The 25,598-nt window shown below is 65.5% G+C and carries 23 protein-coding genes; 17 read left to right on the top strand and 6 right to left on the bottom strand.

All coding sequences use genetic code 11. The features are described from left to right. Nucleotides 1-24 precede the first annotated feature (24 nt). From nuoL to MBA17_RS17770, 4 genes are read left to right on the top strand one after another with little or no spacing between them, the layout of a single operon-like run. Nucleotides 25-1,866, top strand: a complete 1,842-nt coding sequence (gene nuoL, locus MBA17_RS17785) for an NADH-quinone oxidoreductase subunit L (protein ID WP_238497995.1) — start codon at nt 25-27, stop codon at nt 1,864-1,866. Then, a complete protein-coding gene (locus MBA17_RS17780; protein ID WP_238497611.1) occupies nt 1,866-3,404 on the top strand; it encodes an NADH-quinone oxidoreductase subunit M in 1,539 nt (512 codons plus the stop codon). The genes nuoL and MBA17_RS17780 overlap by 1 nt, the downstream gene beginning before the upstream one ends. Before the next feature lie 38 nt (nt 3,405-3,442). After that, the gene (nuoN, locus tag MBA17_RS17775) at nt 3,443-4,951 is read left to right on the top strand and encodes an NADH-quinone oxidoreductase subunit NuoN (protein ID WP_238497994.1); all 1,509 of its coding nucleotides are present in this window, start codon (nt 3,443-3,445) and stop codon (nt 4,949-4,951) included. A 9-nt stretch (nt 4,952-4,960) separates the two neighbouring features. After that, nucleotides 4,961-5,956 carry a polyprenyl synthetase family protein gene (locus MBA17_RS17770; protein WP_238497610.1) on the top strand — a complete coding sequence of 332 codons (996 nt, stop codon included), beginning with the start codon at nt 4,961-4,963 and terminating at the stop codon, nt 5,954-5,956. On the opposite strand, the gene rarD is transcribed toward MBA17_RS17770, so the two are convergent. After that, nucleotides 5,932-6,855 carry an EamA family transporter RarD gene (rarD, locus tag MBA17_RS17765; RefSeq protein WP_238497609.1) on the bottom strand — a complete coding sequence of 308 codons (924 nt, stop codon included), beginning with the start codon at nt 6,853-6,855 and terminating at the stop codon, nt 5,932-5,934. The genes MBA17_RS17770 and rarD overlap by 25 nt on opposite strands. Before the next feature lie 139 nt (nt 6,856-6,994). Between rarD and msrA the strand changes: the two genes are divergently transcribed. The 5 genes from msrA (at nt 6,995) to MBA17_RS17740 (ending at nt 11,884) form a co-directional block, all read left to right on the top strand. Next, nucleotides 6,995-7,657, top strand: coding sequence for a peptide-methionine (S)-S-oxide reductase MsrA (msrA, locus tag MBA17_RS17760; RefSeq protein WP_238497608.1), 663 nt, complete (start codon nt 6,995-6,997; stop codon nt 7,655-7,657). Nucleotides 7,658-7,979: 322 nt separating this feature from the next. Further along, nucleotides 7,980-9,590: a hypothetical protein gene (locus tag MBA17_RS17755; RefSeq protein WP_238497607.1), complete on the top strand. Its 1,611-nt coding sequence runs from the start codon at nt 7,980-7,982 to the stop codon at nt 9,588-9,590. Nucleotides 9,591-9,792: 202 nt separating this feature from the next. Beyond that, nucleotides 9,793-10,500, top strand: coding sequence for a Pr6Pr family membrane protein (locus MBA17_RS17750; protein WP_238497606.1), 708 nt, complete (start codon nt 9,793-9,795; stop codon nt 10,498-10,500). Between the two features lie 193 nt (nt 10,501-10,693). Next, nucleotides 10,694-11,182 (top strand): hypothetical protein, encoded by a 489-nt coding sequence (locus MBA17_RS17745; RefSeq protein WP_238497605.1) that lies wholly within the window; start codon nt 10,694-10,696, stop codon nt 11,180-11,182. A 336-nt stretch (nt 11,183-11,518) separates the two neighbouring features. Further along, nucleotides 11,519-11,884: a helix-turn-helix domain-containing protein gene (locus MBA17_RS17740; protein WP_455432782.1), complete on the top strand. Its 366-nt coding sequence runs from the start codon at nt 11,519-11,521 to the stop codon at nt 11,882-11,884. Nucleotides 11,885-11,922: 38 nt separating this feature from the next. On the opposite strand, the gene MBA17_RS17735 is transcribed toward MBA17_RS17740, so the two are convergent. Further along, nucleotides 11,923-12,327, bottom strand: coding sequence for a VOC family protein (locus tag MBA17_RS17735; protein WP_238497604.1), 405 nt, complete (start codon nt 12,325-12,327; stop codon nt 11,923-11,925). A 129-nt stretch (nt 12,328-12,456) separates the two neighbouring features. After that, nucleotides 12,457-13,563 (bottom strand): glycosyltransferase, encoded by a 1,107-nt coding sequence (locus MBA17_RS17730; RefSeq protein ID WP_238497603.1) that lies wholly within the window; start codon nt 13,561-13,563, stop codon nt 12,457-12,459. 476 nt (nt 13,564-14,039) lie between these two features. Here MBA17_RS17730 and MBA17_RS17725 point away from each other — a divergent pair, with 476 nt between their 5' ends. The 6 genes from MBA17_RS17725 to MBA17_RS17700 all read left to right on the top strand — a co-directional run bounded on the left by MBA17_RS17725 (nt 14,040) and on the right by MBA17_RS17700 (nt 20,875). Continuing rightward, the gene (locus MBA17_RS17725) at nt 14,040-15,092 is read left to right on the top strand and encodes an NAD-dependent epimerase/dehydratase family protein (protein WP_238497602.1); all 1,053 of its coding nucleotides are present in this window, start codon (nt 14,040-14,042) and stop codon (nt 15,090-15,092) included. A 15-nt stretch (nt 15,093-15,107) separates the two neighbouring features. Further along, nucleotides 15,108-16,022, top strand: coding sequence for a UbiA prenyltransferase family protein (locus MBA17_RS17720; RefSeq protein WP_238497601.1), 915 nt, complete (start codon nt 15,108-15,110; stop codon nt 16,020-16,022). A 40-nt stretch (nt 16,023-16,062) separates the two neighbouring features. Further along, on the top strand, nt 16,063-17,079 hold the full coding sequence (locus tag MBA17_RS17715) for a glycosyltransferase family 2 protein (protein ID WP_238497600.1): 1,017 nt from the start codon (nt 16,063-16,065) through the stop codon (nt 17,077-17,079). 194 nt (nt 17,080-17,273) lie between these two features. Next, entirely contained in the window at nt 17,274-18,326 is a 1,053-nt protein-coding gene (locus tag MBA17_RS17710) for an endonuclease/exonuclease/phosphatase family protein (protein ID WP_238497599.1), read from the top strand. A gap of 129 nt (nt 18,327-18,455) precedes the next feature. Next, the gene (locus MBA17_RS17705; protein ID WP_238497598.1) at nt 18,456-19,142 is read left to right on the top strand and encodes a sulfotransferase family protein; all 687 of its coding nucleotides are present in this window, start codon (nt 18,456-18,458) and stop codon (nt 19,140-19,142) included. A gap of 122 nt (nt 19,143-19,264) precedes the next feature. Then, the gene (locus MBA17_RS17700) at nt 19,265-20,875 is read left to right on the top strand and encodes an MDR family MFS transporter (RefSeq protein ID WP_238497597.1); all 1,611 of its coding nucleotides are present in this window, start codon (nt 19,265-19,267) and stop codon (nt 20,873-20,875) included. Between the two features lie 59 nt (nt 20,876-20,934). Here the strand turns inward: MBA17_RS17700 and MBA17_RS17695 are convergent, their stop codons facing one another. After that, nucleotides 20,935-21,714, bottom strand: coding sequence for an AfsR/SARP family transcriptional regulator (locus MBA17_RS17695; RefSeq protein ID WP_238497596.1), 780 nt, complete (start codon nt 21,712-21,714; stop codon nt 20,935-20,937). 739 nt (nt 21,715-22,453) lie between these two features. Between MBA17_RS17695 and MBA17_RS17690 the strand changes: the two genes are divergently transcribed. Continuing rightward, nucleotides 22,454-23,125: an acetoacetate decarboxylase family protein gene (locus MBA17_RS17690; protein ID WP_238497595.1), complete on the top strand. Its 672-nt coding sequence runs from the start codon at nt 22,454-22,456 to the stop codon at nt 23,123-23,125. Nucleotides 23,126-23,262: 137 nt separating this feature from the next. Here MBA17_RS17690 and MBA17_RS17685 read toward each other — a convergent pair whose 3' ends face one another. Continuing rightward, nucleotides 23,263-23,751 carry an SRPBCC family protein gene (locus tag MBA17_RS17685; RefSeq protein WP_238497594.1) on the bottom strand — a complete coding sequence of 163 codons (489 nt, stop codon included), beginning with the start codon at nt 23,749-23,751 and terminating at the stop codon, nt 23,263-23,265. Continuing rightward, nucleotides 23,735-24,091 (bottom strand): ArsR/SmtB family transcription factor, encoded by a 357-nt coding sequence (locus MBA17_RS17680; protein ID WP_238497593.1) that lies wholly within the window; start codon nt 24,089-24,091, stop codon nt 23,735-23,737. The genes MBA17_RS17685 and MBA17_RS17680 overlap by 17 nt, the downstream gene beginning before the upstream one ends. Nucleotides 24,092-24,337: 246 nt before the next feature. Here MBA17_RS17680 and MBA17_RS17675 point away from each other — a divergent pair, with 246 nt between their 5' ends. After that, nucleotides 24,338-25,108: a pentapeptide repeat-containing protein gene (locus tag MBA17_RS17675; protein ID WP_238497992.1), complete on the top strand. Its 771-nt coding sequence runs from the start codon at nt 24,338-24,340 to the stop codon at nt 25,106-25,108. The last annotated feature ends 490 nt before the right edge of the window (nt 25,109-25,598 follow it).

Genomic DNA, 25,598 nt, shown 5'->3' with positions numbered 1-25,598 from the left:
GGTGTGATCGGAGTCTCCTGGCTCATGATCGCGCTCCCGTTGCTGGGCGCCGCGATCCTGCTGCTGGGCGGACGCCGTACCGACCGCTGGGGTCACCTCCTCGGCGTGGCCATGTCGCTGGCGTCGTTCGTCGTGGCGGTGCTCGCCTTCGTCGAGCTGATCGGCCTGCCCGAGGCCCAGCGGCGCAGGGGGGTGGAACTGTTCCAGTTCATCCCCGGCATGGTCGACATGGGCGTGCTGATCGACCCGCTGTCGATCTCCTTCGCCCTGCTGATCACCGGTGTGGGATCGCTGATCCACATCTACTCGATCGGCTACATGTCGCACGACCCCGCTCGGCGCCGGTTCTTCGCCTACCTGAACCTGTTCGTCGCGGCGATGCTGCTGCTGGTGCTCGCCGACAACTACGTCGGCCTCTACGTCGGCTGGGAGGGCGTCGGCCTCGCGTCGTACCTGCTGATCGGGTTCTGGCAGCAGAAGCCGTCCGCGGCGACCGCCGCCCAGAAGGCGTTCATCGTCAACCGGGTCGGCGACTTCGGCCTCGCGATCGGCATCTTCGTCATCTGGACCACGTTCGGCTCGGTCGCCTACGGCCCGGTCTTCGGGGCCGCGGGCGGCGCCGACCAGGGCGTGCTCACCGTGATCGGCCTGCTGCTGCTCCTCGGCGCGTGCGGTAAGTCGGCGCAGGTCCCGCTCCAGTCGTGGCTGCTCGACGCGATGGAGGGCCCGACCCCGGTCTCCGCCCTGATCCACGCCGCGACGATGGTCACCGCCGGTGTCTACCTGGTGGTCCGGTCTGGCGCGATCTTCGAACTGGCGCCGACCGCCCAGCTCGTCGTCACCATCGTCGGTGTCGTCACGCTGCTCGCCGGTGCGATCATCGGAACCGCGAAGGACGACATCAAGAAGGGCCTCGCCGGCTCGACGATGTCGCAGATCGGCTACATGATGCTCGCCGCCGGCCTCGGCCCGGCGGGCTACGCCTTCGCCATCGCGCACCTGATCACGCACGGCTTCTTCAAGGCCAACCTGTTCCTCGGCGCCGGTTCGATCATGCACGCCATGAACGACGAGGTCGACATGCGGAAGTACGGCGGGCTGCGCAAGTTCCTGCCGGTCACCTTCGCCACCTTCTTCATCGGTTATCTGGCGATCATCGGGTTCCCGCTGCTGTCCGGTTACTTCACCAAGGACGGCATCATCGAGACCGCGATGCACCACAGCGCGATCCTCGGCTGGCTGGCCGTGGTGGGCGCGGGCATCACCGGCTTCTACATGTCGCGGATGGTCTTCATGACCTTCTTCGGCGAGAAGCGCTGGGCCGATGACGCGCACCCGCACGAGTCGCCGGCCGTGATGACCTGGCCGCTGATCATCCTGTCGGTCGGCTCGATCTTCCTGGGCGGTTACCTGATCCTGGGCAACACGTTCATGCAGTTCCTCGCACCCGCGGTGGGCCGTCCGGCGGAACTCCCCGTCTTCCACTTCTTCAGCGTCCCCGGCCTGGCCACCCTGGCGCTGGTCGCCGTGGGCGCCGCCTTCGCCTGGATGAAGTACGGCAGGGCTCAGGTGCCGGTGGTCGCCCCGCGCGGCTCCTTCCTCACCACCTTCGCCCGGCGTGACCTGTACGGCGACGCGATCAACGAGTCGCTGTTCATGCGGCCGGGCCAGTGGGCGACCCGCTTCGCCGTCTTCTTCGACAACCGCGGCATCGACGGCCTGGTCAACGGCCTCGCCGCGATGATCGGGGGGACCTCGGGTCGGCTCCGGCGCATCCAGACGGGCTTCGCGAGATCGTATGCGCTGTCCATCCTCTTCGGCGCTGCCGTGGTGGCCGGCGCTCTGCTCCTCGTAGGGAACCTCTGATGCCCTGGCTCTCCACACTGATCGCCGTGCCCGTGCTGGGCGCGGTGGGCGTGGCCCTCCTTCCGAAGGGCAACGACAAGCTCGCCAAGCAGCTCGCGCTGGTGGTGTCCCTTGTCGTGCTGGCCCTGACCCTGGTGATGGCGGTCCAGTTCTCGCCGCGCGGCACCCGGTTCCAGTTCGACGAGACCTACGAATGGATCCCGCGCTTCGGGGTCCACTTCGGTCTGGCGGTCGACGGCATCGCGCTGGTGCTGATCGTGCTGTCGGCGGTGCTGGTGCCGATCGTCGTGCTGGCCTCCTGGCACGACGCCGACGGGACGGGCGCGGACGCCCCGCCCAAGCGCTCGGTGAAGACCTACTTCGCGCTGCTGCTGGTCCTCGAAGCGATGATGATCGGCGTCTTCGCGGCGACCGACATCTTCCTGTTCTACGTGTTCTTCGAGGCCATGCTCATCCCGATGTACTTCATGATCGGGTCGTACGGCGGCGCCCAGCGGTCCTACGCCGCGGTGAAGTTCCTGCTGTACTCGCTGTTCGGCGGGCTCCTCATGCTGGTCGCGGTGATCGGGCTCTACGTGATCGCCGAGAAGAACACCTTCATGTTCCCCGAGCTGATCGGGGCCATCACCGACCCGACCACACAGAAGTGGCTGTTCGCCGGCTTCTTCATCGCCTTCGCGGTGAAGGCGCCGCTGTGGCCCTTCCACACCTGGCTGCCCGACGCCGCCGCCCAGGCCCCGGCCGGCGCGGCCGTGCTGCTGGTCGGCGTGCTGGACAAGGTCGGCACGTACGGCATGCTCCGCTTCTGCCTGGAGCTGTTCCCCGACGCCGCCAAGTTCTTCACCCCGCTGGTCCTGGTGCTCGCCGTGGTCGGCATCGTCTACGGCGCGATCGTGGCCATCGGCCAGACCGACATGAAGCGGCTCATCGCCTACACGTCGATCTCGCACTTCGGCTTCATCGCCCTCGGCGTCTTCGCGATGAGCCAGAACGCGGCCACCGGCGCCACGCTCTACATGGTCAACCACGGCTTCTCCACCGGGGCGCTGTTCCTGATCGCCGGGTTCCTGATCTACCGCAGGGGCTCGAACTACATCGCCGACTACGGAGGCGTCCAGAAGGTTGCCCCCATCCTCGCCGGCACCTTCCTCGTCGCCGGCCTCTCCGGGCTGGCGCTGCCGGGACTCTCCTCCTTCGTGAGCGAGTTCATGGTGCTGATCGGCTCGTTCCAGACCTACCCGGTCCCGGCGACCATCGCGACGGCCGGAGTCGTGCTCGCCGCGATCTACATCCTGTGGATGTACAAGCGGGTGGCCAACGGCCCGACGACCGAGGCGGTCGCCGGCATGAAGGATCTCAACGGCCGGGAGAAGTGGGTGATCGCACCGCTGATCGCCCTGATCATCGCGCTCGGTTTCTACCCCAAGCCGCTGCTTGACGTGATCAACCCCGCGGTGGACAAGACGCTGGCGAACGTCACCGTCACCGAGTTCACGCCGGCCGTACCCGTCGCTGACCAGAAGGGAGCCGGCGAGTGAACGGCATCCAACCGCCGACGATCGAGTACGGGCAGCTCATGCCGCTGCTGCTCGTGTTCGGCGCCGCCATCGTCGGGGTGCTGATCGAGGCGTTCGCCCCGCGCTACCTGCGCAAGGCCATCCACGTCCCGCTCACCATGCTCACGCTGCTCGGCGCGTTCGGGCTCGTCATCGTCCAGGTGCTCAGGGACGGCGTGCCGACCGCCGCGGTCGCCATGGGAGCCATCGCGGTCGACGGCCCGTCGCTGTTCATCTGGGGCGTCATCCTGGTGCTCTCGGTGGTCAGCGTGCTGCTGATCAACGACGACGACAACTTCGTGGCCTCCGCGGCAGCCGTACCGGGCTCGCCGGACGAGGAGGAGGCGATCGCGCGGGGCGGCGCGCACACCGAGGTCTACCCGCTGGCGCTGTTCGCCATCGGCGGCATGATGCTCTTCGCCGCGTCGAACGACCTGCTGATCATGTTCGTCGGCCTGGAGGTCATGTCCCTCCCGCTGTACCTGCTCTGCGGCCTGGCCCGCAGGCGCCGCCTGCTGTCGCAGGAATCCTCGGTCAAGTACTTCCTGCTGGGCGCGTTCTCCTCCGCCTTCTTCCTGTACGGCATGGCGATGATCTACGGCTACGCCGGGACCGTCGACCTGGGCGGCATCAACGACGCGCTGGGCCGGGTCGGCGGGCAGGACACGCTGCTGTACCTCGGTACGGCGCTGCTGGGCGTCGGTCTGTTCTTCAAGATCGGCGCTGCGCCCTTCCAGGCGTGGAAGCCCGACGTCTACCAGGGCGCGCCGACTCCGATCACCGCCCTGATGGCCTCCGGCACGCTCGTCGCCGCCTTCGGCGCGGTGCTGCGGGTCTTCTGGGTGGCGCTGGGCAACCTCGACTGGGACTGGCGGCCGGTCATGTGGGGGATCGCGATCCTCACCATGATCGTGGGCGCCATCCTGGCCATCACCCAGACCGACATCAAGCGGATGCTCGCCTACTCCTCGATCGCGCACGCGGGCTTCCTGCTCACCGGTGTGATCGCGACCGGTGAGGCCACCCAGAACGCGAACTCGCTCTCGGCCCTGTTGTTCTACCTGCTCGCCTACGGCATCACGACCGTCGGCGCGTTCGCCGTCGTGACGATGGTGCGCGACGCGGGCGGCGAGGCCGGGCACCTGTCCCGCTGGGCCGGCCTCGGCAAGCGCTCGCCCGCGCTGGCCGGCATCTTCGCCTTCTTCCTGCTGGCGTTCGCCGGGATTCCGCTGACGTCCGGCTTCTTCGGGAAGTACGCGGTCTTCGCGGCGGCCGTCGCCGGCGGGGCGCTCCCGCTCGTCGTCGTCGGCGTGGTGAGCTCCGCGATCGCGGCGTTCTTCTACGTCCGGGTCATCGTGCTGATGTTCTTCAGCGAGCCCGCGGCCGACGGTCCGACCATCGCGGTGCCCAGTGCGGGGACCGCGGCTGTGGTCGCCCTCGCGGCAGCGGCTACGGTAGTGCTCGGGGTGTACCCGCAGCCCGTGTTCGATCTCGCCGACGCGGCTGCCTCGAGTTTGTTCGTTCGTTAGGGGATCTGTATGGCTGCGCCACCCGTTGTTGACCTGCCATTCGTCGACGAACGGTTGGCGCAGGACATGGCTGCTGGACTGGCTTCGGTCGAGGAGCTGCTGCGCTCGTCCGTCGAGAGCGAGGACGCCTTCATCACGGAGGCGTCCAAGCATCTCATCGAGGCCGGTGGCAAGCGGTTCCGTGCGACGCTGGTGCTGCTCGCGGCGCAGTTCGGGGACTTCGACTCGCCCGGCGTGGTGCCGGGCGCCGTGGTGATAGAGCTGACCCATCTGGCGACGCTCTACCACGACGACGTGATGGACGAGGCTCCCGTGCGCCGGGGCTCGCCGTCGGCCAACGCCCGCTGGGACAACACGGTCGCCATCCTGACCGGCGACTACCTGTTCGCCCAGGCGTCGGAGATCCTCGCCGACCTCGGCAACGACCTGATCAGAAGCCAGGCGCGCACCTTCTCACGGCTGGTGCGCGGTCAGATCCGCGAGACCATGGGCCCGCGCCCCGGTGAGGACGCGGTGCAGCACTACATCGAGGTGCTCGCGGACAAGACCGGGTCGCTGATCGCCACCTCCGGCCGCTTCGGCGCGCTGCTCGCCGGCGCGCCCGGCGACGTCATCGAACGGCTCGCGAGCGCGTGCGAGGCCATCGGCGTCGCGTGGCAGCTCGGCGACGACCTGCTCGACGTCGCCTCGTCCTCGGTGGAGAGCGGCAAGACACCGGGCACCGACCTGCGGGAGGGCATCCGCACCCTCCCCGTCCTCTACGTGCTGGCCGCCGACTCGCCCGCCGACATGCGGCTGCGGAAGTTGTTGTCGGGGCCGGTGACGGAGGAGGACATCGCGGAGACGCTGGAGCTGCTGCGCGCGCACCCGGCGATGGACCGGGCCCGGGAGGAGTTGCACCGGTGGGCCGATCGGGCCAGGGCTGATCTGGCGGCGCTGCCCGACATTCCGGCCAAGACGGCGTTCATGGCGCTCTGCGATTACGTGGTGGCGCGTTCGGGCTGAGGCACCGGCGCGGCGGCCCGGCGCATGGTCCTGGCTCGGCGCAGGCTGTCCCAGGTGAAGACGGCCAGGGCGATCCACACGATGGTGAACCCGGCCCACCTGCTGGCCGGCATGGCCTCCCGCAGGATCAGCACGCCGCAGAGGAACTGCAGGACCGGGGCGATGTACTGGAGCAGGCCGATCACCGTCAGCGGGACCCGGATCGCGGCGGCGCTGAAGCACAGCAGCGGCACCGCCGTGATGATTCCGGAGAGCACCAGCAGCAGGACGTGCCCGGTGCCCGCCTGGCCGAAGGTGGCCGTTCCGTTCGACTGCAACACCCCGAGGTAGGCCAGGGCCGGGAGCAGCAGTGCCAGCGACTCGATGGTGAGGCTCTCCAGGGCGCCCACGTTCGCGAACTTCTTCACCAGGCCGTAGGTGCCGAAAGTCGTCGCCAGGACCAGCGAGATCCAGGGCAGCCGGCCGTAGTCGACGGTCAGCACGACCACCGCCAGGGCTCCGAGGCCGACCGCCGCCCACTGCAGACGGCGCAGCCGCTCACCCAGCAGGACCACCCCGAACAAGACGCTGACCAGCGGGTTGATGAAGTAGCCCAGGGCGCTCTCCACGACGTGCCCGGTGTTGACGGCGTAGATGTAGGTGCCCCAGTTGAGCGAGACGATCGCCGCGGCGAGCACCAGCAGGCCGATCTTCTTCGGCTGCCGGATCAGCGGGCCGAACCACGACCAGTGTCGCCGGATGGCCAGGATGCCGACGATCGCCACCAGGGTCCAGACCATCCGGTGCGCGAGGATCTCCACCGCGCTGGACGGCGCGAGCAGGGGCCAGTAGAGCGGGAACAGGCCCCACATGGCATACGCGGCCATGCCGTACAGGACTCCGCGGCGTTCATCAGGCATGTCACCCAGTTTCGCCGTTTATGCCGCTTCAGCACAAATAAGTAGTCCTTGAGGCATTATTTAGTGATGCTTACCGTTGGAACAATCCCTCCCTGCCGGTGGTTCGGTTAGGGGAGAGCTCCCTGTATGGAGGTGCCTGATGGGCTGGCTGTTCGGCAAGGACAAGACATCCATGGTCGCGGCGGGCGACGCGCTCCCCGGCCGCTCGACCCCGATGCCCGTGACGGAACGCCACGCGGTGCTCGGCACTTCGCTCGCGCCGCCGTACCCTCCGGGCTCGGAGATCGCCGACTTCGGACTCGGCTGCTTCTGGGGTGCCGAGCGCATCTTCTGGCAGACCCCCGGCGTGATCACCACCGCCGTCGGGTACCAGGGCGGGCAGACCCCCAACCCCACCTACGAGGAGGTCTGTTCCGGCCAAACCGGACACACCGAGGCCGTCCGCGTCGTCTTCGACCCCGCCAAGGTGAGCTACGAGGAGCTGCTCCGCGTCTTCTGGGAGGCCCACGATCCCACCCAGGGCATGCGCCAGGGCAACGACGTCGGCACGCAGTACCGCTCCGCCGCCTACTACCACTCACCTGCCCAGGAGAAGTCGGCCCTCGCCTCCCGCGACGCCTACCAGAAGGTCCTCACCGAGGCCGGCCACCCCGCCATCACCACCGAGATCGCCTCCGCCGGCCCCTTCTACTACGCGGAGACCTACCACCAGCAGTACCTCCACAAGGTCCCCAACGGCTACTGCGGAATCGGCGGCACGGGTGTGGCCTGCCCGGTCGGTCTGACCTCCGGCGAGGCGTAGATCTGCGGAGATAGAGAAAAGTTCGATCAGGGCGACTTGGCCGTTGCGCAGGAAAGCCGTGATGATGCCGTGTAGACCGAGCAAGAAGGAGGCGCCAGCGCAAGTCTGCGACGGCGACGATCACGTTGGTGATCGACCGGAACCGGACGAAGGCTCGCGATCGGCGAGGTGTGCAGCTTCGGGATGACTCCGGCGATATAGGGGAAACATACCGCCCTTCTCTACCCTCTGTATGTCTTTCCCCGACTCAACGGACAAGCTCCGACCCCGCCTCGGTGGTCGGAGAGTTGGGGCCGGGGCGCCCTTGGAGGAGAAACACACCATGCCCGGATCTCTATCGCGCCGCAGCCTGCTCAGGATCGGTGGCGGGGCCGTGGTCGTGGGGGCGGCCGCGTCCCTGACCCGTGACGTGCTGGCCCCCGACGCGGCGCAGGCGGCCACATGGCATTCCCGGCTTGTCTACCCGGGCGCCGATGGCCGACTTGTCTACAAGCCGGATTCACGAGGGAAGGTGATCCCGGACTTCAGCTGGGCCGGGTACCGCAATGGCCAGGCGCCGATCCCGTCCGTCCCAGTCGTCAAGGAGATCGGCCCTGTCAAGGGTGACAACACCGCGCACATTCAGGCCGCGCTCGACGAGGTGGGCACGATGCCGCTCGGCGCCAACGGGTTCAGAGGGGCGCTGCTCCTCAAGGCCGGTCACTACATCGTCGACGGCACGCTCCGGATGAAGCGCGACGGTGTCGTGTTGCGCGGGGTCGGCAAGGAAGCCGACACGTCGGTCAACACGGTCATCACCGGCACCGGCGACGGGAGCAGGAGCGCGGTCCTCTTCGTCGGTGGTACGTCCGGCGGCTGGGAATCAGAGGTGCCCGGCACCAAGACCGGCATCACCTCCAGCCTGGTCACGACCGGACAGCGCCGGATCACCCTGGCATCGACGGCCAACCTCAAGGTCGGCGACAACATCATCATCAATCACCCGCACACCCAGCAGTGGAACGAGGCGATCAACGGCGGGGGCATGGTGAACGAAGCTCCCTGGGCCCCCGGCGAGCTGCCCATCGTGTACAACAGGTACATCCGGAAGATCGTCGGCAACGACATCATCATCTGCGCCCCCGTCTTCAACGATCTACGACGGTCCCTGTCCCAGTCCTACGTATACGTCTGGGACCGGGCCGGGCTCGTCCGCAATGTCGGTGTGGAGAACCTCCGCATCGACATGGGCGATCCGTCGAGCACCAGCGAGGACCACCCGCAGAACTGCATCTTCGTCAGCAGGGTCGAGGACGCGTGGGTCATGAACGCCGCGCTCCTGCACTTCTCGGTCTCCGGCGTCTGGGTGCAGCGCAGCACGCGGGTCACCGTGCAGCGGGTTCGGGCCGTGCAACCTCGCTCCCAGATCATCGGAGGGAAGCGGTACAGCTTCTGCGCCGGTGGCATGGCCCAGCAGGTCCTCTTCACCGACCTGGTGGCGGCTCATGCGCGGCACGCCTTCATCGGCACGGGGACGAGCACCTGCTCTGGCAATGTGTGGCTGAACGGGTACAACAAGCTCGGCTACAACGAGACCGGCGGCCATCACCGGTGGAGCCAGGGGCTCCTGTACGACAACATCCAGGAACTGTCCAGCCAGAGCGAGAACGAATGGGTCCTGGCCCTGCACAATCGCGGAGACAGGGGGGAGGCGCATGGCTGGTCCTCGGTGAACAGCGTGGCGTGGAACTGCACCGTCGACAACGGCAAGAAGCTGTGCGTGCAGACTCCACCGACCGCCCAGAACTTCGCCATCGGCACCACCGGCATCGTCACCGGGCAGAACTGGTACACCAACCACCAGACCGGCTATGTGGAGGGGACCAACCGCTCGGGGCTGGCACCTCGCTCCCTCTACCTGGCGCAGCTCGCCGATCGGCTCCGTGGCTCGTAAGCGATGAGGATCTTGGGGCCAGAGCCTTGGCGACACCTTGAAGCTGAGCCTCGGTAGGGAGGCGGGTCAAGGTCCGGGGCCATCCGTGCCCTTGTTCCTGAGCCAGTTCCTTGGGCGCATTCGGTGGCGATGTACGGCGTTGCCAGAGGGTTCCCCCCCGGGCGATCTGTGATCTCATGCCCGTGACCCGGAACGTCTCTGCTTGAAGAGCCGGCCGGGGGATGTGGTCTGTGCGACGGTGATCTCTATGGTTTGGGCGACGACGTTCCGCTGGGTGCTGATCCTGGCCGCGGTGGTCGGCCTGATCTATACGTGGATGGCCCTGGCCAGTCCTCTGAACCCGCTCGTGCTCTTCACCGTGCAGAGCAATCTGATGCTCGCGGGATATTACTCCTGGCGAGTGGTGAGCAGACGGCGGCCTTCCGCCGAGGTCAAGGGCGCGGTGACGCTCTACATCGTGATAACCGGGCTGGTCTGGCATTTTGTGCGAATGGGTGGAGCCAACCCCTTCGAGCACCTCTCCCTCTCTGGTCTCGGCTTCGGTAACTTCCTCCTCCACTATGTGACACCGATCATGGCCGTGATCGACTGGCTGGTCTTCGACCGGACCGCCCTTCGGCCGAAATGGGCGGCTGCCCTTGTATGGCTGGCCTACCCGATGGCGTATCTGGTCTTCGCCCTGACGCGGGGCGCTCTGCTGCCTCAGGACGCATGGAAGCGATACCCCTATCCATTTCTGGATGTGGAAAGGTTCGGGTACGGCGCAGTCTCGCTCATGGCAGTGGCGTTGGCTGTCTGCTTCGTACTGCTTGGCTTTGGGTTGATCGCCCTGCACCGCGTCGTCAATCGCGCGAGCCGTACGGCCGTCGCCTCCGTACTCCCGCCTCCGGCCGAACCCGCGGACCCCTAGTCAGATCAGGCTTCTATCTGTTGCCTCAAGTGGACCGCTACACCAGGAGCATCGGGTCCCGATCTCGGCCCGATCCGTTTTGGCGTCAAGTCCCGTGGCCTCGTCTTCGCGAAGCGTGACATACCGGCGACATACCCGAGCTTCCTAGGGTGATCTGGGGACAGCACAAAACGGTTGAAAGGGGTTGTATGAAATGGGGATCAAGAAGACGCGGGCGGCCGCGGTGTTCGTCGGCACGGCGGTGGCCCTGGCCGGGTTCGCCCTCAGCGCCCCCGCCGCGTCGGCGGATGCCAAGCCCGCGAGCGTGACGAACTGCAAGAAGAGCGCGCTGACGTTCAAAGGCTCGGTCACCGGTGCCACCGTCGAGGGCGCCGTCAAGCGGAACTGCACCGTGAAGTACGGCGCGAAAACCTACTACAACCAGGACTTCATGAGCTTCGTCACCAGGGACACCAGGTGCGATAACTACGGTCCCTATATCTGGCTCAAGAGCCAGTGGAAGCAGAGCGGGCGCACCTACGGCAGTGACTGGTACGCCAAGAACAACAAGGGCTGTGAGAAGCAGAAGCAGTACGACCAGGGATGGACCGCTCACCAGAGCAAGGCGGGCTGGGCCTACAACCTCGACACCCGCAACAGTAAGAAGGTCTACAAGCAGGGTACGTGGCGCGCCATCGGCTGACGTGCGCGATCAGTCCGTCCCGGGTGAGACGCTCCCTGGTCTCGATCGCGAGTTGGCGACTGCCGGCATGCGGGCGATGACGCGGCCGGTCGGGATGGCGAGGGCGATTTCGTCGATGACGGTCGCCAGGTCGAGCACGCCTTCCATCTCGTGGCCATTGTGGCAACCTGCCCACGTGCCGGCACACGATCGCGTTGACCGCTCCGGACTCGATGGTTTCCGGCAGCCCAAGGGGGCGTGGCTGCCGGAGTGGACGCTGACGTGGTTGTCGGGGCAGACGTCGGCCATGGATACACGCTCGTAGGGACCGGGGTCGCCTGCCTGGTAGGAGCTTCGATGAGAGAGCACAAGCGCCCGCGAGAGCTCAGAGATCGCCGGATGGCCGAGCCGGGTACGGCGGAGGCCGCACGTCTTGCCTATGAACTGGGCAGAACGGCTAGGGCCATGCGTGAGAGGCGAGGCTGGAGCCAGAACGATCTGGCACGTGAGGCGGGCATGACCAAGTCGGAGGTGGTGCGCTTCGAGGCGGGCGGGACCATCCCCACCTTGCCGGTTCTGGAGCGCTTGGCACGTGCTTTGACGCAGACGTCGAGGTCCCCCGAGCCGGGCGGCGGTGTCGTCCAGATCCACGCGGACGATCCTACGATCACCGGCAACGCCACGGAAGAGTCTGACGCCCCGAGCCGCCGCCGCTTGAGCTGAGCCTGCACACAGCTGAAAGCCGGCCTCGATGCAACACGTCAGGCGAAATCGGCCGCGGTCATGCCGGCCGGATGGCCGGGTGGCCACTGCACGAGCTCGATCCGGTAGCCGTCGGGGTCGGTTAGCCATGATGTCCGGATCCCCGGCCCCGGCTCCGCCGGCGGCTCGGCCGTGACGCCCCTGGCCGCGAGATCGGCGATCGTGGCATCGAGATCGTTCACCTGGATGACGAGGTGGTTGACGGCGCCGATGTCCTCAACCGGTCTCGCGGGGTCGTGCACGAGCTCGAGGCTGACGAACGGATCGTCGGGCAGCTGGAGCATGGTCAGGCTGCCGAACGCCGTCTCGGGGACGCTGCCGAGCTCGGCGTACCCGAGCGTGGTGTAGAAGGCGAGCGAGCGTTCCAGATCGGTGACCCGCAGCCCGAGGTGCAGCATGCGCATGCTCGGCAGACTAGTGCCACCCGGACGAGGACACCACTCCCCACCGGCGGCCCCAATCGTCATCGGCGCCCGCCTGGTGGCCTCTCTGGCGTAGTTCGCGCGGACTCGCCACTCCGGGCGCCGCCCCGCTCATCGGGCGGGTGTGCGGTAGAGCTCGAGGTACTTGTCGATCATGGTGTCGGCGCGGAGGTGCTCGCGGGCCCAGGTTTGGGCGGCGTCGGCGAGGCGTTCGGCGTGTGGCCGGTCGGCGAGGAGGCGTTCGATCGCGTCGGCGAGGGCTTGGGGGTCGGCTGGGGGGACGAGGATGCCGTGGTCGCGCACGATTTCGGGGAGGCCATCGACGTTGGTGGTGATGAGAGGGGTGCGGGTGGCCATGGCTTCGGCGGCGGCGAGGCCGAAGGCCTCGGTGAGGGACGGCAGGACGGCGAGGTCGGCGCGGGCCAGCCAGGAGGTCACGTCCGAACGCGAGCCGAGGAAGCGGACATCGAGGTCGAGGCGGTCGGCGTGAGCCTGGAGCCTGTCGCGTTCGGGTCCGTCGCCGAGCAGGACGGTGGTGGTCTTGTTGCCGCGGTCCCGGAGCAGGGCCAGCGCATCCAACAGATGCCGATGCCCCTTCACCGGGGCCAGCCGGGCGACGCACACCACCAGCGGGTTCGGGGTGTCGAGCTGGGAGGGCCGGGCAGGGTGGAAGGCCTGGTCGGGGACGCCGTTGTGAATGACGGCGATCTTTGGTGCCGGTACGCGTAACCGATCACTCGCGTACTCGGCGACGGCGCGGCTGACCACGGTGACGGCGTCGGCCAGCCTCGTAGCGGCGCGGTCGAGGATCAGCAGGTGCCGCCCGGTCAGGTGGCGGCCCATGTTGTGCAGGCCCGCCAGAATTCGCGGCACCCCAGCGAGCTTGGCGGCCGGCAGGCAGACCGCATACGCGCGGAACAGGTGTGCGTGCAGGATGTCGGGGCGGGACCGGCGCAGCAGGCCGACAAGACGGACGAAGGCCAGCGCGTTGGTGGACAGGCATCGCCACCCTGCCTCGGCGCGCGTGGTGAAGCCGAGTTTGACGACAGGAATCCCGGCCTCGCGAAGCGCGTCCTCGTGGGCGCCACCGTGCAGGAGGGCGAGCACGCGCACGTCCATTCCCCGGCTCCGGAGGCCCCGCGCCAGGATCGAGAGTTGGTGTTCCACCCCACCGTGGCCCAACTCAGGGGTGACCAGATCGATTCGCAGTCGCTGCACGAGCCGCTCCTAAACGAATGGGTCCTAATGGCTGCGCGCCCACCACCAGCGCTGGGCGGCCAACGCACTATAACCGCCGCAACGTCAGACCGATTGCAAATCCATCCTGTCACGCTAGGTCGCCACTAATGGACTTACCGCAATATGCACAGGATGTGGAGAACATGTGTCTTCTTGTGTTGACATGGTCTTAAGCCCACCGCAATGAGTTGATTCCTCAACCCGGGAGCACACACAAAAGACCATCCAGGAAGGCAGATCAATCCGAGCTGATACATCACGCACTACAGGCCGCTCCCCGAACTGCTTCTAAAATGCGGCGACTGCCGAGGTAGTTGGTCCGGGCTAGTCAGTGGCCACTGCACAAGAGTTGCCGTCCTCTATTCATCGCTCTTTCCTCGTGGGACCACAAATCCTGAGGCCATGTCCTTATAAGGACGCCTGTCCTTCGAGACATGTTTGAGGGGGAACGATCAATGGAAGCTTCGCCCAGGGTACTCATTACTGGCAGTTCCGGAGTCCTCGGCCGCCATCTGGTCCGACGCCTCGCCGGCACGCCGTTCCACCGATACGCGATCTTGCCGCTTGATGTCCGGCCCGGTCAGGCGATCTCTGGGATACGCACGACGGTGGGCGACATCCGTGACACCAATCTGCTGGACCGCCTCATGCGTGATGTCGATGTCGTCGTCCATTGCGCGGCCGCCTTGCCCAGCCATCGTCGTGAAGAAGTCTGGTCCGTGGACGTCGAGGGGACTCGTCGCCTCCTCGTCGCGGCTCAAAACAACGGGGTCGAGAGATTCGTTCACATCTCGTCTACGGCAGTGTACGGATTGCCGGATGTACGGCCAACGCCCGAGGACCACCCCTTTGAGGGCATCGATCCATACAACCAAGCGAAGATCGCTGCTGAACGCGTCTGCATGGAATTCCGCGACAAGGGACTGTGCATCCCCGTGCTACGTCCCAAAACGTTCCTCGGTCCAGAGCGTCTGGGGATATTCGCCATGCTCTTCGAGTGGGCGAGCGAGGGCCGCGACTTTCCCTTGCTCGGCGGCGGAGACGTGCGGTCCCAGATGCTGGATGTCGACGATCTGTGCGACGTCATCCTGGAAGTCATCGAACGGCCTCGCGAGGTCGTCGATGACGTTTTCAATGTCGCCGCTGATCGTTTCAGCACTCTTCGTCAGGACTTTCAGGCGATCCTCGACGCCGCCGGCCATGGTCGTAGGGTTGTGGCGATACCGAGTCGTCCCGCCGTAGCAGCCCTCAGGCTCCTTGAGCTTATGCGTGTCTCTCCCGTATACAAGCGCCTGGCCCATAAGTTGACCGCGGATTCATATGTGTCGCTCGATAAAGCGAAGTCGCTACTGAACTTCGAGCCGAAATATTCCAACGCCGAGTCACTGCTTCGTACATATGACTGGTATCGCACGCATGTCGAGAAAAGTGCCGTGTCCCGCGCGGGTCAGACTCATGGTGATGCCTGGCGGCAGGGAGCTCTCCGAATGGCCAAGGCCTTATTTTAGCAAAGGTTGTTACTTGTGGCGGCTTCTCCATTGAGTATGCGCATAAGCAAGCCGGAACAGCGGAATCTATGGTCATCGCTCATCACTCTTCTGAGGCCGACGCAGTGGATAAAGAATCTTGTCGTTTTCGTCCTGCCGTTCCTCACTGGTGCGCTCTGGACATTCCCAAACTTCATCGCGGCGGCGTTCGGCGCGCTCCTCTTCACCCTCGTGGCCGCGGCGACGTACGTCATTAATGACGTACTCGATCGCGAACGCGATTCCGTCGACGCCGTCAAGTGCCATCGCCCGGTCGCCAGCGGCGCAGTCAGCGTAAAACAGGCCATCGCTCTGGCCGCCTTCCTGTACCTTCTCGCGGGAGCCGCGATTGTCATCCGTCCGCTGGATCTGGCGATCCCCGTGGCCTTGTATGCCACGCTGACCTTCTCGTACAACACGGTCCTCAAACACGTGGCCCTGCTGGACATTATTGTGCTTGCCGCGGGCTTCGTCCTGAGGGCGGCGTGTGGAGCATTGGCTGTCGGCATGGGAATGTCGCCATGGGCCACAGTCTGCATACTCTCTGTGTCGATGCTTCTGGCCCTTGGAAAACGGCGGCACGAAATGATGGGCGAGAATTCTGCTGTCGCTGTACGGCATCGCCCATCCCTTGTCGGATACTCAGACCAGCTGATAGCCGCTCTCATTTCAATGAGCGGAGCAATCACCTTGGTGAGCTATGTGGCCTTCCTCCGCGACACCGTGCCAAATGAAACCAAGGGATGGCTCATCATAGGTGCGTCCAGCATATTGGCGATGTTCGGTCTGGCCCGTTATCTCCAAGCCGTCTTCGTAGGCGGGAAGGGCGCTGATCCGACCAGACTGCTGGTCGGCGACCGCACTCTGCGTAGCGTGATCATCCTATGGGCACTGTGTTTCCTGATTCCCTAGCGTAATGATGGCCATCAAATGAGATGTCGTGGGAGAAATCATGCTTGACGGTGTTTCGGTGATAATACCTAATTACAATTACGCGAAGACTTTGCGGCTCTGTCTTGAGGCCATATATAGGCAAACGGCGCCTCCTCGTGAGGTGATCGTTGTCGACGACAACTCCACCGACAACAGTGTCGACATCGCTTCCGGGTTTCCATGCCGCATCATCAGGACAGAGAAGAACTCCGGAGTGGCTGCAGCCCGTAACGTCGGCGCGATCAGCGCGACGGGGGACATCCTCTTCTTCGTGGACTCGGATGTCGTTCTTCAGAGGGACGCCATCGCTGAAGCGGTCCGGCACCTGCGGGAAGACGACAGTATCGGGTCGGTGTGTGGAATCTATGCGAAGGCGCCGCTGATTCGCGATTCTCTTCTGGAAGAATATCGTTCATTCCAGGCCCATTACTGGCGTAAGAGTTCTGTGGGGCTGGTGAGCGTCGGGTTCTTCTCGCTCGGCGCAATACGACGTGATGCCTTCAATGAAATCGGGCTATTCAACGAAGAACTCTGGCAGACCGAGGAGGTTGATTACGGATACAGACTGAGCCGTCGCTACGGCCTGTTGCTGAGCGATCGAGTCGTAGGATCCCATGATGACGACGATAAGCTGATTCCGCTCATGCGGAAGCTGTTCCGTCGAGCGCGGCTTCGCGTACCCTTGTACCTGGGACGTCGACGATTCATGACTGGATTCGAAACTCGGGAGCGGGCTCTGGGGGTATTGGCCGCAGGCGTCGCCTGCGCCTTCGCACTGGCCTCTCTCTACGTCCCGCTCCTGTCCATGGTTGCCGTCTTGGCGCTGATTGGATTCATCATTTCGGACGCTGGGATGTATGGATTCGTATGGCGGGAGCGTGGAGTGGCGTTTCTCTGCTACTTTACCGTCATACATTATATTGTTGCTCTCGCGGTCGGTGCCGGAGTAGCCGCCGGGATCATTTCCTATTTCGCCAGTTCGAGATTCCGTGGGCTCTATGACAAGCCTGCTGCTGTGGAAGGCGGGCATGGCTGATGAAGGACCGGATGGGCAAGCGCGTTCAGCACAGCTTCGTGTACTGGCCCGTCTTCAGCCCTGACCGATGCCCTGTTTTCGCAGCTTTGAGAGCATAGAGAATGCCAGAGCCATCGCAGATTGAACGTCAGATCGAGAAGGCCGATCTTGGGTCCGCAGTGCCGGCTCGCAGTCGGTGGTGTCGGCTGGAACGGGTGCTGGTCGGTACGGCAACGGTTTGGCTGGTCGTCGTCCTCGTGACCCGGCTGTTCAGCGGGCGTTGGTGGTTGTTGATGCCACTGGATCTCTTACCACCGCTCGTCTACCTGGCCGTACCGCTGATCCTGCTGGTGGCTCTACCTCTTGTGGGTGTCATACGGACATCCATGCGGAAGTGGCCGCGTCGACTCAGCGTAGCTCTGGCACTCGCCGCCCTTGCCCTGGGCCTGCCGATCAGCGGATTCAGCCCGTCTGTCCTGGGGCGCGGCGAAAGTTTGGCGCTGACCGGTGGTATGCGCGTCTTCGCGTGGAACACCGAGTACTGGGATCAAGGCGGTGATCCGGAGCGGTTTCTGAATTTTCTGATCGCCCAACGTGCGGACATCTACCTGCTTCAAGAGTACATTTACTGGAACGCAGCGACTGAGCGTGCGAAACCTATCGACCGTCTGGCTGAATTGCGCCGTGCTTTTCCCGGATTTTCGATCGCCACCCGTGGGGAACTCATCACCCTGTCGCGGTTCCCCATAAAGGCACAGCCACGAGTTGGCCCCGATCGGGCACTTCATTCCGCAGCCGACTTTGTCACGACCTTCCAGGCCGCAAAGGTGCTCCGCACCGACCTGGAGGTAGGCGACAGCAGGCTTTCGGTCTATAACGTGCATCTCCCGGTCTATGAGGCGGTCTCCGCGCGAGGGTTGACCCTTGTCCGGGAACGCCATGCCAACTGGCAGGCGCAGCTGCACGGCTTGATGGGCGACATCGAACGGAACAACCTCCCAGTGCTCGTGGCCGGAGACTTCAACGCCGGCCCGGCAAACGCTGCAATGGGCGATCTGCGCGCTCGGCTGCGGGAGGCGGTGGTCTCTGCGGGATCGTCCCCGTATCCCACCAGCTGGCCGGCAGGCAGATGGTGGACATGGTGGCGCCTGGATTGGGTGTTCTACTCAGCCGCCGCGAAGCCCTATCGGTACGAGCTCGATGACCCCGCCGGCCTGTCCGACCATCGCACACAGGAGTTGCTGGTCTCCCTTGAGGAGTCTCAATGACATCGATCCCCACAAAGCAGTATTCGGTGTCCGGGCGGTCGATGCTGACTGTCGCGCCCTCGCCGGTGGCGGAGCCCGCCCAATCAATTACCGGTAACCCAACCACCCGCCAGTAAGAAGGAGACCACGATGCGTGTCATAGGTACGGGGTTCGGCCGAACGGGGACAACGACCCTTACGACGGCGTTGGAGCGACTCGGCTTCGGACCGTGCCTGCACTCTGAGGTCATATTTCGGCATCCTGAACTGATCCGGCCGTTGCTCTCAGCCGTCGAGGGCGGCACGGTGAAGTGGGATGATGTGCTCGCCGGATATGAATCATGTGTGGGCGGTCCGATGACTGTCCGTTGGCGGGAGCTCGCCGAGTATTACCCGGATGCGAAGTTCATTCACACGGTTCGCGACCCGGAGCGCTGGCTGGGCAGCATGCGGAGAACGCTGTTCAAGCGACGAGGCCGCCTCAGTTCGCTGCCGGGCCGGGCCGCCGTCCTGATGTCGTCGGTGCTTGGCACGGATTTCGCGCCAATGGTCAAGCTGATTCAGACCTCGCTTGAAACGCAGACCTTCAGATCGCCGGCCGAGCGGACACTAGAACGCGCCATCGAGCTGTTCAACGCGCACACGGACCAGGTGGTGGAGGCTATTCCTGCCGACCGGTTGCTGGTCTACGAGGTCAAATCGGGTTGGGAACCTCTCTGCGAATTCCTCGCCGTCCCGGTGCCGGCGGAGCCCTTCCCCCGAATGAACGACACATCGGTCTACACCAAGAGCGGCCTCAGTCAGGCAGTGCCGCTGCTGCTTCACCGGACGCGGTGATCGACGATGCGGCAAGGACGGCTGCATCCTCCATCGCTCCCGCTGCTCCTCCTGGCAGCCCTTGGCGATGTGGTGTCGCTCACCAGACGGAAAGGGAGTAGGCGCAGGTCTGGAGGGGTCGCGTGGTCAACACGGAGGCGGTAGCCCACGCCGCATCCAGGAAGGTTGACTGGCACCTCTATGTGGCGCTGTCCGGGTTGTTGCTCTGCATGCTGCTCGCGAATCTCGACAATCTGATCGTCGGCCCCGCGATGCCTCGGATCGTCGGCGAGCTCGACGGCATCGAGCACCTGTCGTGGGTTGCCACGGCGTATCTCCTGACCATGGCCGTGTCCGGTCCGTTCTACGGCAAGCTCGGAGACCTCTACGGGCGTAAGAAGCTCTTCATGTCTGCGATCGTCATCTTCATGGCGGGGTCCGCGCTGTCGGGTCTGTCGCAGAACATGGCGGAGCTGATCGGGTTCCGCGCACTGCAGGGCCTCGGCGCAGGCGGCCTGGTCGTCAGCGTGCTGGCGATACTCGGTGATCTCGTTCCGCCGCGTGAACGTGGCAAGCTCCTGGGCTATGGCGCGCCGGTCGTCGGCGTCGCCACGGTCGGCGGCCCATTGCTCGGCGGATTCCTCACCGACCACCTCTCCTGGCGCTGGGTCTTCTTCATCAATCTGCCGCTCGGGATCGTGGCGCTCGCCCTGGTCGCATGGACCTTGCACCTGCCTCGTCGCAAGGCCCAACACAAGATCGACTGGTTGGGTGCGGTCCTGCTGATCGTCGCTACCTGCGCCTTGATGCTCATGTGGAGTTGGGGTGGGGTGCGGTACGACTGGGGCTCCTGGCAGATCATCGCACTCGGTATCGTCGGCGCGGTATCGACCGTCCTGTTCTTACTCGTCGAGCGGCGAGCCGCCGAACCGATGCTGCCACTGCGACTGTTCCGGAACCGGAACTACAACGTGGCCGTGTTGCACGGCTTCCTCGTGGGGTTCGTGATGTTCGGCGCCGTGACGTTCCTGCCGCTGTACCAGCAGACCGTGCAGGGCGCTTCCGCCACGAGCAGCGGGATCCTGCTGCTGCCGATGATGCTGCCAATGCTCATCATCAGCCCGCTGGTCGGGCAGATCATTACCCGGACCGGTCGGTACAAGATCTTCCTGATCCTGGGCGGGGCGGTCCTGACCGTCGGCATGTACCTGCTCACCCGGCTCGACGTGGACACCACGAAGTTCATGTCCGGGGTGTACGTGGTGGTGCTGGGGGTCGGGGTGGCAGTGTCGATGCAGCTGACCATGCTCGTCGCCCAGAACAGCGCGCAGGAGCGTGACATGGGCGTGGCGAGCAGCACGTCGATCCTCTTCCGCTTGATCGGTGCTGGGGTCGGGGTGTCGCTGTTCGGCTCGATCTTCAACAATCGGCTGGACGCCGCGCTGTCCAGGATTCCGGGTGCCGGCGCGCTGCCGAGTGGGGGCGACGCCACCCTTGACCCGGATCTGGTCTCGAAGATCCCGCCCCAGGTGAAGGAGTCATTCCTCGCCGCTGTCGCCGACGCCATCCAAGGCGTCTTCTGGTGGGGCCTGCCGTTTGCCGCACTGGTGTTCGCGATCGGCTGGATCCTGAGGGAGGTTCCTCTGCGCACCTCGGTAGGGCGCACAGAAGAGCATCTTTCCGGCGGGGAACAAGGAACAGCGGCAGGCCCGAACACCGAGGTAAAGGGCCTCGAGATCGCCCGTGGGGAATGATCGCAGCCGCCCCCCGCCGGCGGCGCCCGGCCGATCCCGATGCGACCCCGCAAACCCCCTCACGAACGTAGATTCAGTCGTCGGAGGACTTCGTCGTTGCGAGTGAGCATGGCTGCGTGGATGCGTCGAAGCCCGGCCGAGGGATCCACGCCCAGCTCGCTCCGGAGTGCATGCACCGCCTTGCGGTACGCGTTGTCCGCGGCCCCATCCTGACCAAGCAGGTAGTACGCCCGGACGACCAGCCCCCATGCTCGCTCGCGAAGCGGGTCTTCGGCCACGACGGCGAGTGCTTCCCGGAGAGACTCCAGCAGGTCGCCGGCGAGCAGCATCACCTCCGAACGATCCACGCGTAGGTCCATGTAGAGACGGGAGAAGTCCTCGAGTCTCGACCGAAGAGCTTCCGATGCGCTGGTGTCAAGTCCCGCCGGGCCCCGCCACAGCGACACCGCCTGAGCAATGCTTCGCTCCGCCGCAGAGAGGTCCCCCCGATACAGCGCGGCTCTGCCACCCTCCACAAGCCTGCTGAATGAGTGAACATCCACCCGAGCCGACTCGATTGACAGTGAGTAACCTCCGCCTCCGCCCTGCAGCGTGCCGACCAGCCCATCCGCTCCGACCCTTCTCAGGTATCTGCGTAATAGAGCGACATAGGTGCTCAGGTTGCTTGACGCGGACGCGGGAGCGTCGTCCCAAAGCAGATCGCTGATCCTCGTGCGAGAGACGTACTGTCCTGCCTCCAGCGCAAGAATGGCCAAGACTCCGCGCACACGGGACGACGGCAGCCCCGTGGACATGCCATTGCGCGAGATCTCGACACCCCCAAGCAATCGAACCTCCATGCACACCCCTTGGGAAGACCCGGGCTAGCCGTTCAGGCTCGCGCGTACGTTCTAGAAATCTCGTCCTCGCGGCTGCAACGGTCGTCTATGCGGAGGAATACGCCTGTGCGCAGACGCATACGAGTGTCCCCTTTCGTGTCGCTCGCAAGATCGCGCCTACGTTAGGGGAGTCCGCTATCGACCGGCTTTATTTCGGCTGAAGGGCACTGCTCGCGGTGGGCGAGCACGTTGGGCTGCACCTGACCGAGCTGGCCCTCGACGTGCTGGGCTGACTGGCGCTGACCGCCGCTGGGCTGGTGACGGCCGCCGGCTCGGCCGAGGCGCCCAGGCCGTATCCGGTGGGCTGCTGGCGGCCGCCTGGCTTGCAGGCATGCTTCATGACGCCGGCAACCAGGGCGAGCTGCTCGCCGGCACGATCAGTGGTCACCGCCGCGGTGAACCCGTCGGTCGGCTGCCCGCGCAGCCAGGGGCCCCACCGGTGTCGGTCATACGGTGGCCGGCTCGGATGGATGATCGAAAGGGTCGGCCGTTACCCGCCGGGCCACGGTGCGGCTTGTCGGTCAGCGCTCGCCGTGCGATATCTCCACAGCCTGGAGCACGTCATCCCGTTGTACGGCTCGCCCTGCGGGGTGTGAGTCCTCATTATTCCAGTCCCGCCGGACTTTCATAGCCGCCATTGTTCCCCTTAGGGACTTACCGTATGGTTCGGCTATATGCCGCTGACAGCAAGGGAGAATTCATGCCCGATCTCGTGGCTCCTCAGCTTGTCGTCAATAGCCGGATGATTTACTTCGGCTGGGTGCCGGCGGATCCCGATGCGGTGGAGGCCTTGGTGCCCGATGGTCTGAAGCCAATGGCCAACCGGCAGGTCTTCATGAACCAGTACGTCGTGGACCGGCCGGAGCAGACCTCGGGCTTCGGCGCGTATTCGCTGACCTACATCGGGCCGGACCTGGAAGACGCCTACGCTCCTGACGGTGTGACCCCCGGCCGCTGGTGGACGCACTACTTCAACTCCAGTCCGGTGGTGCGCGAGTATGCGGGGGATCGAGGTGCGCCCGCCACCGTCGGCCGTACGACGATCGAGGTCAAAGGCCGGAACCTGGTCGCCACGACCGAGTCCGACGGCGTGCCGGTGATCCGTACGACCGCGCGGGTCGGGAAAACCGGCACGGCGGTCAACCGCGGCCAGTTGCGTTACATCACGAAGGTCGACGGGCAGAAGGTGAGCGGGATCTACCCGTTCGCCGCGGAACCGGTCGACCCGTTCGAAGTGGTGTCACTCGAGTTTCTGGAGCCGAGCCACTCTGTCCATGCCCTGCGCCCCGCCGACCCGCTGGAAATCGTGTGGGGGTTCTATTCGCCCCGGTCGTCCTTCGCCTATCCCGGCGGAGAATCGGTGATGGACTGAGCCGAGCCGGTGCGAACGAAGATCGTCAATATCGACGAGAAGACCGTTCACGCGTGGTCATGAAAGGGCAGCTCGCGCCAGGCAAGATTTGCCTGCAGCGTCGTTCTTTCCCGGCGGTCCCGTAGCGATCGAAGTGTTCAGCGCAGCGAGATCGCGATCTCCTCCAGGAGGTCCCACCCTGCCTGCATGCCGCTCTCCATGCCGGAGTCGATGATCGCGTCGCGCGTCTCCTTAATGGTGAGCTGGGTGAGGAGCGTGAGGGTCGTACGGCCGTGCCGTTCGGTGAACGTGTGCGTGCACACCGCCGGGTCTCCTTCGGGCGCGCCCTCGTAGACCTCGGTGGAGACGATGCGCTCGTTGGGGACGATCTCGAGGTACTCCCCGTGGAAGCCGACTTCGAATCCGGCGTTCGCCACCATCACGTAGCGCCAGGCGCCGCCGACCCGCAGGTCGACCTCGACGCTCGTGATCTGGCCCTTGCCCCCGCTCCACCAGCGCTTGATGAGCTCGGGCGTGGTCCACGCCCGGTAGACCAGGTGCTTGGGCGCGTCGAACTCCCGCGTGATCAGGATCTGCGTGTCCGTCGGGACCGTCACCACAGCGGTGCCCTTAGTTGCCGTTGCCATCGTCTCCACCTTCCGCTTCCTTGAGTTCCGCGAGGACGACGTCGAGCTGCTCGAAGCGCTGCGTCCACGACTGCTCGTAGTTCTTCACCCAGTCGTGGATGGACTTGAGCGGGTGACCGTTGAGCCGGTACATCCGCTGTCGTCCCTCGTCGCGTACTTCCACCAGCCCCACTTCCCTCAGCACCCGCAGGTGTTTGGACACCAGCGGTTGTGCGAGGCCGAGAAGCGCGACGAGGTCGTTCACGGGTCGTTCGCCGCCGGCCAGGATGTCGAGGATCTGCCGCCGCCGCGGCTCGGCCACCGCGTTGAACGCATCCGTTGTCGTCGCTGCTCGTGCCATACGGCAAACTATATACCCATATGGGGATATGTCGAGAGCGAGCTCGAATCCGCTTGCCGGGGAAGGAGCGAAGCCGCGGAACGGGACGGCCGGGCGGGGTGACCGCAGGCCGTGCAGGGGGGCCTGCATACTGGTTGTGGGGCGACCGCCCAAGCATCCCGACAGGAGTCAAGTCCCTTGTCCGATAACCGTGACCGCCCCGAACCTCTGCCCGGCAGGGGTCGCCTCGATCTGCGGGCGGACTGCATGCGCTGTTTCGCGCTGTGCTGCGTCGCCCCTGCGTTCTCGGCATCGGCGGACTTCGCGATCGACAAGAGGGCCGGGCAGCCGTGTCCCAACCTGAGCCCCGACTTCAGCTGCGGCATCCACCACGATCTCGGCCAGAAGGGCTTCCGGGGTTGCACCGTCTTCGACTGCTTCGGCGCGGGCCAGCAGGTCGCCCAGGTCACGTACGGCGGGCAGGACTGGCGGCAGGCCCCGCGAACCGCGAAGCAGATGTTCGACGTGTTCACGGTCATGCGGCCACTTCACGAGCTGCTCTGGTATCTGGCCGAGGCGCTGACCCTGCGTCCCGCCCGCCCGATGTACGGCGAGCTCGGCCGCGCGCTGGAGGAGACCGAACGTCTCACGCACGAAAGCCCCGAATTCCTCCTGAAGCTGGACCTGGAGGCACACCGGCGAGACGTCAACGCCCTGCTGCTGCGCGCGAGCGAACTGGCGCGAGCCGAGGTCAAGCGCAAGAAGCGTGATCACCGGGGCGCCGACCTGATCGGGGCCGACCTGCGGGGCGCCGATCTGAGAGGCGCGAGCCTGAGGGGGGCCTACCTGATCGGGGCCGACCTGCGGGGCGCGGACCTGAGGCAGGCCGACCTCATCGGCGCCGACCTCAGGGGCGCCGATCTCGGTGGCGCCGACCTCACCGGGAGCATCTACCTCATCCAGTCACAACTCGACGCGGCGAAGGGCGACGCCGGCACGAAGGTGCCGCCATCGCTCGCCCATCCGGCCCACTGGTAGATCAGTCTTACTCGTCCAAGCGGCTTCTGAGGCCCTGCCAAGTTTCTGCAGTTCCCGCTGTTCCTAAGGCTCTGGGGCGTTCCCGAAGTTCGGCCAGTAGCTCGACGGGCAGCGGATGTACGGCACAGCCCACCCGGCGCCCCGCGCCGCACCCGGCGGGCGTCCGTGGACCCATGCCACTCCAGCGGCTGCGGTCAGCCGCCGCGACAACGGGCCCGCCGGCCATCCCCGCTGGTTCACCCCGAGGCCGCCTCAGCTCGTTTTGGTGCGCCTCGGTCCTTCTCTCAGCGTGATAGCGCGTCAGCGCGCCGCAGCGGGTCTCAGTGCGACGATCTCAGCCGCTCCTGGGCGAACGAGCGGATCTCGGCGTTCTCCGCGGCGGCGGCATGCTCCAGCGGGTTCGTGTCGCCCCCGGCGAGGTTCGCCGCGGCTGCGGCGGCGAACAGGCGGGTGGTCAGGTCGTCGCCTTCGAGGCGTGCGATGACCTCGC

Origin of the sequence: Dolomitihabitans soli, from assembly GCF_022213955.1 — a bacterium.
In the GTDB taxonomy this organism is placed as follows: Bacteria; Actinomycetota; Actinomycetes; order Streptosporangiales; family Streptosporangiaceae; genus Streptosporangium_A; species Streptosporangium_A soli.
The sequence above is the reverse complement of the archived record's forward strand: the minus strand, read 5'-3'. Positions and strand labels throughout refer to the sequence as shown.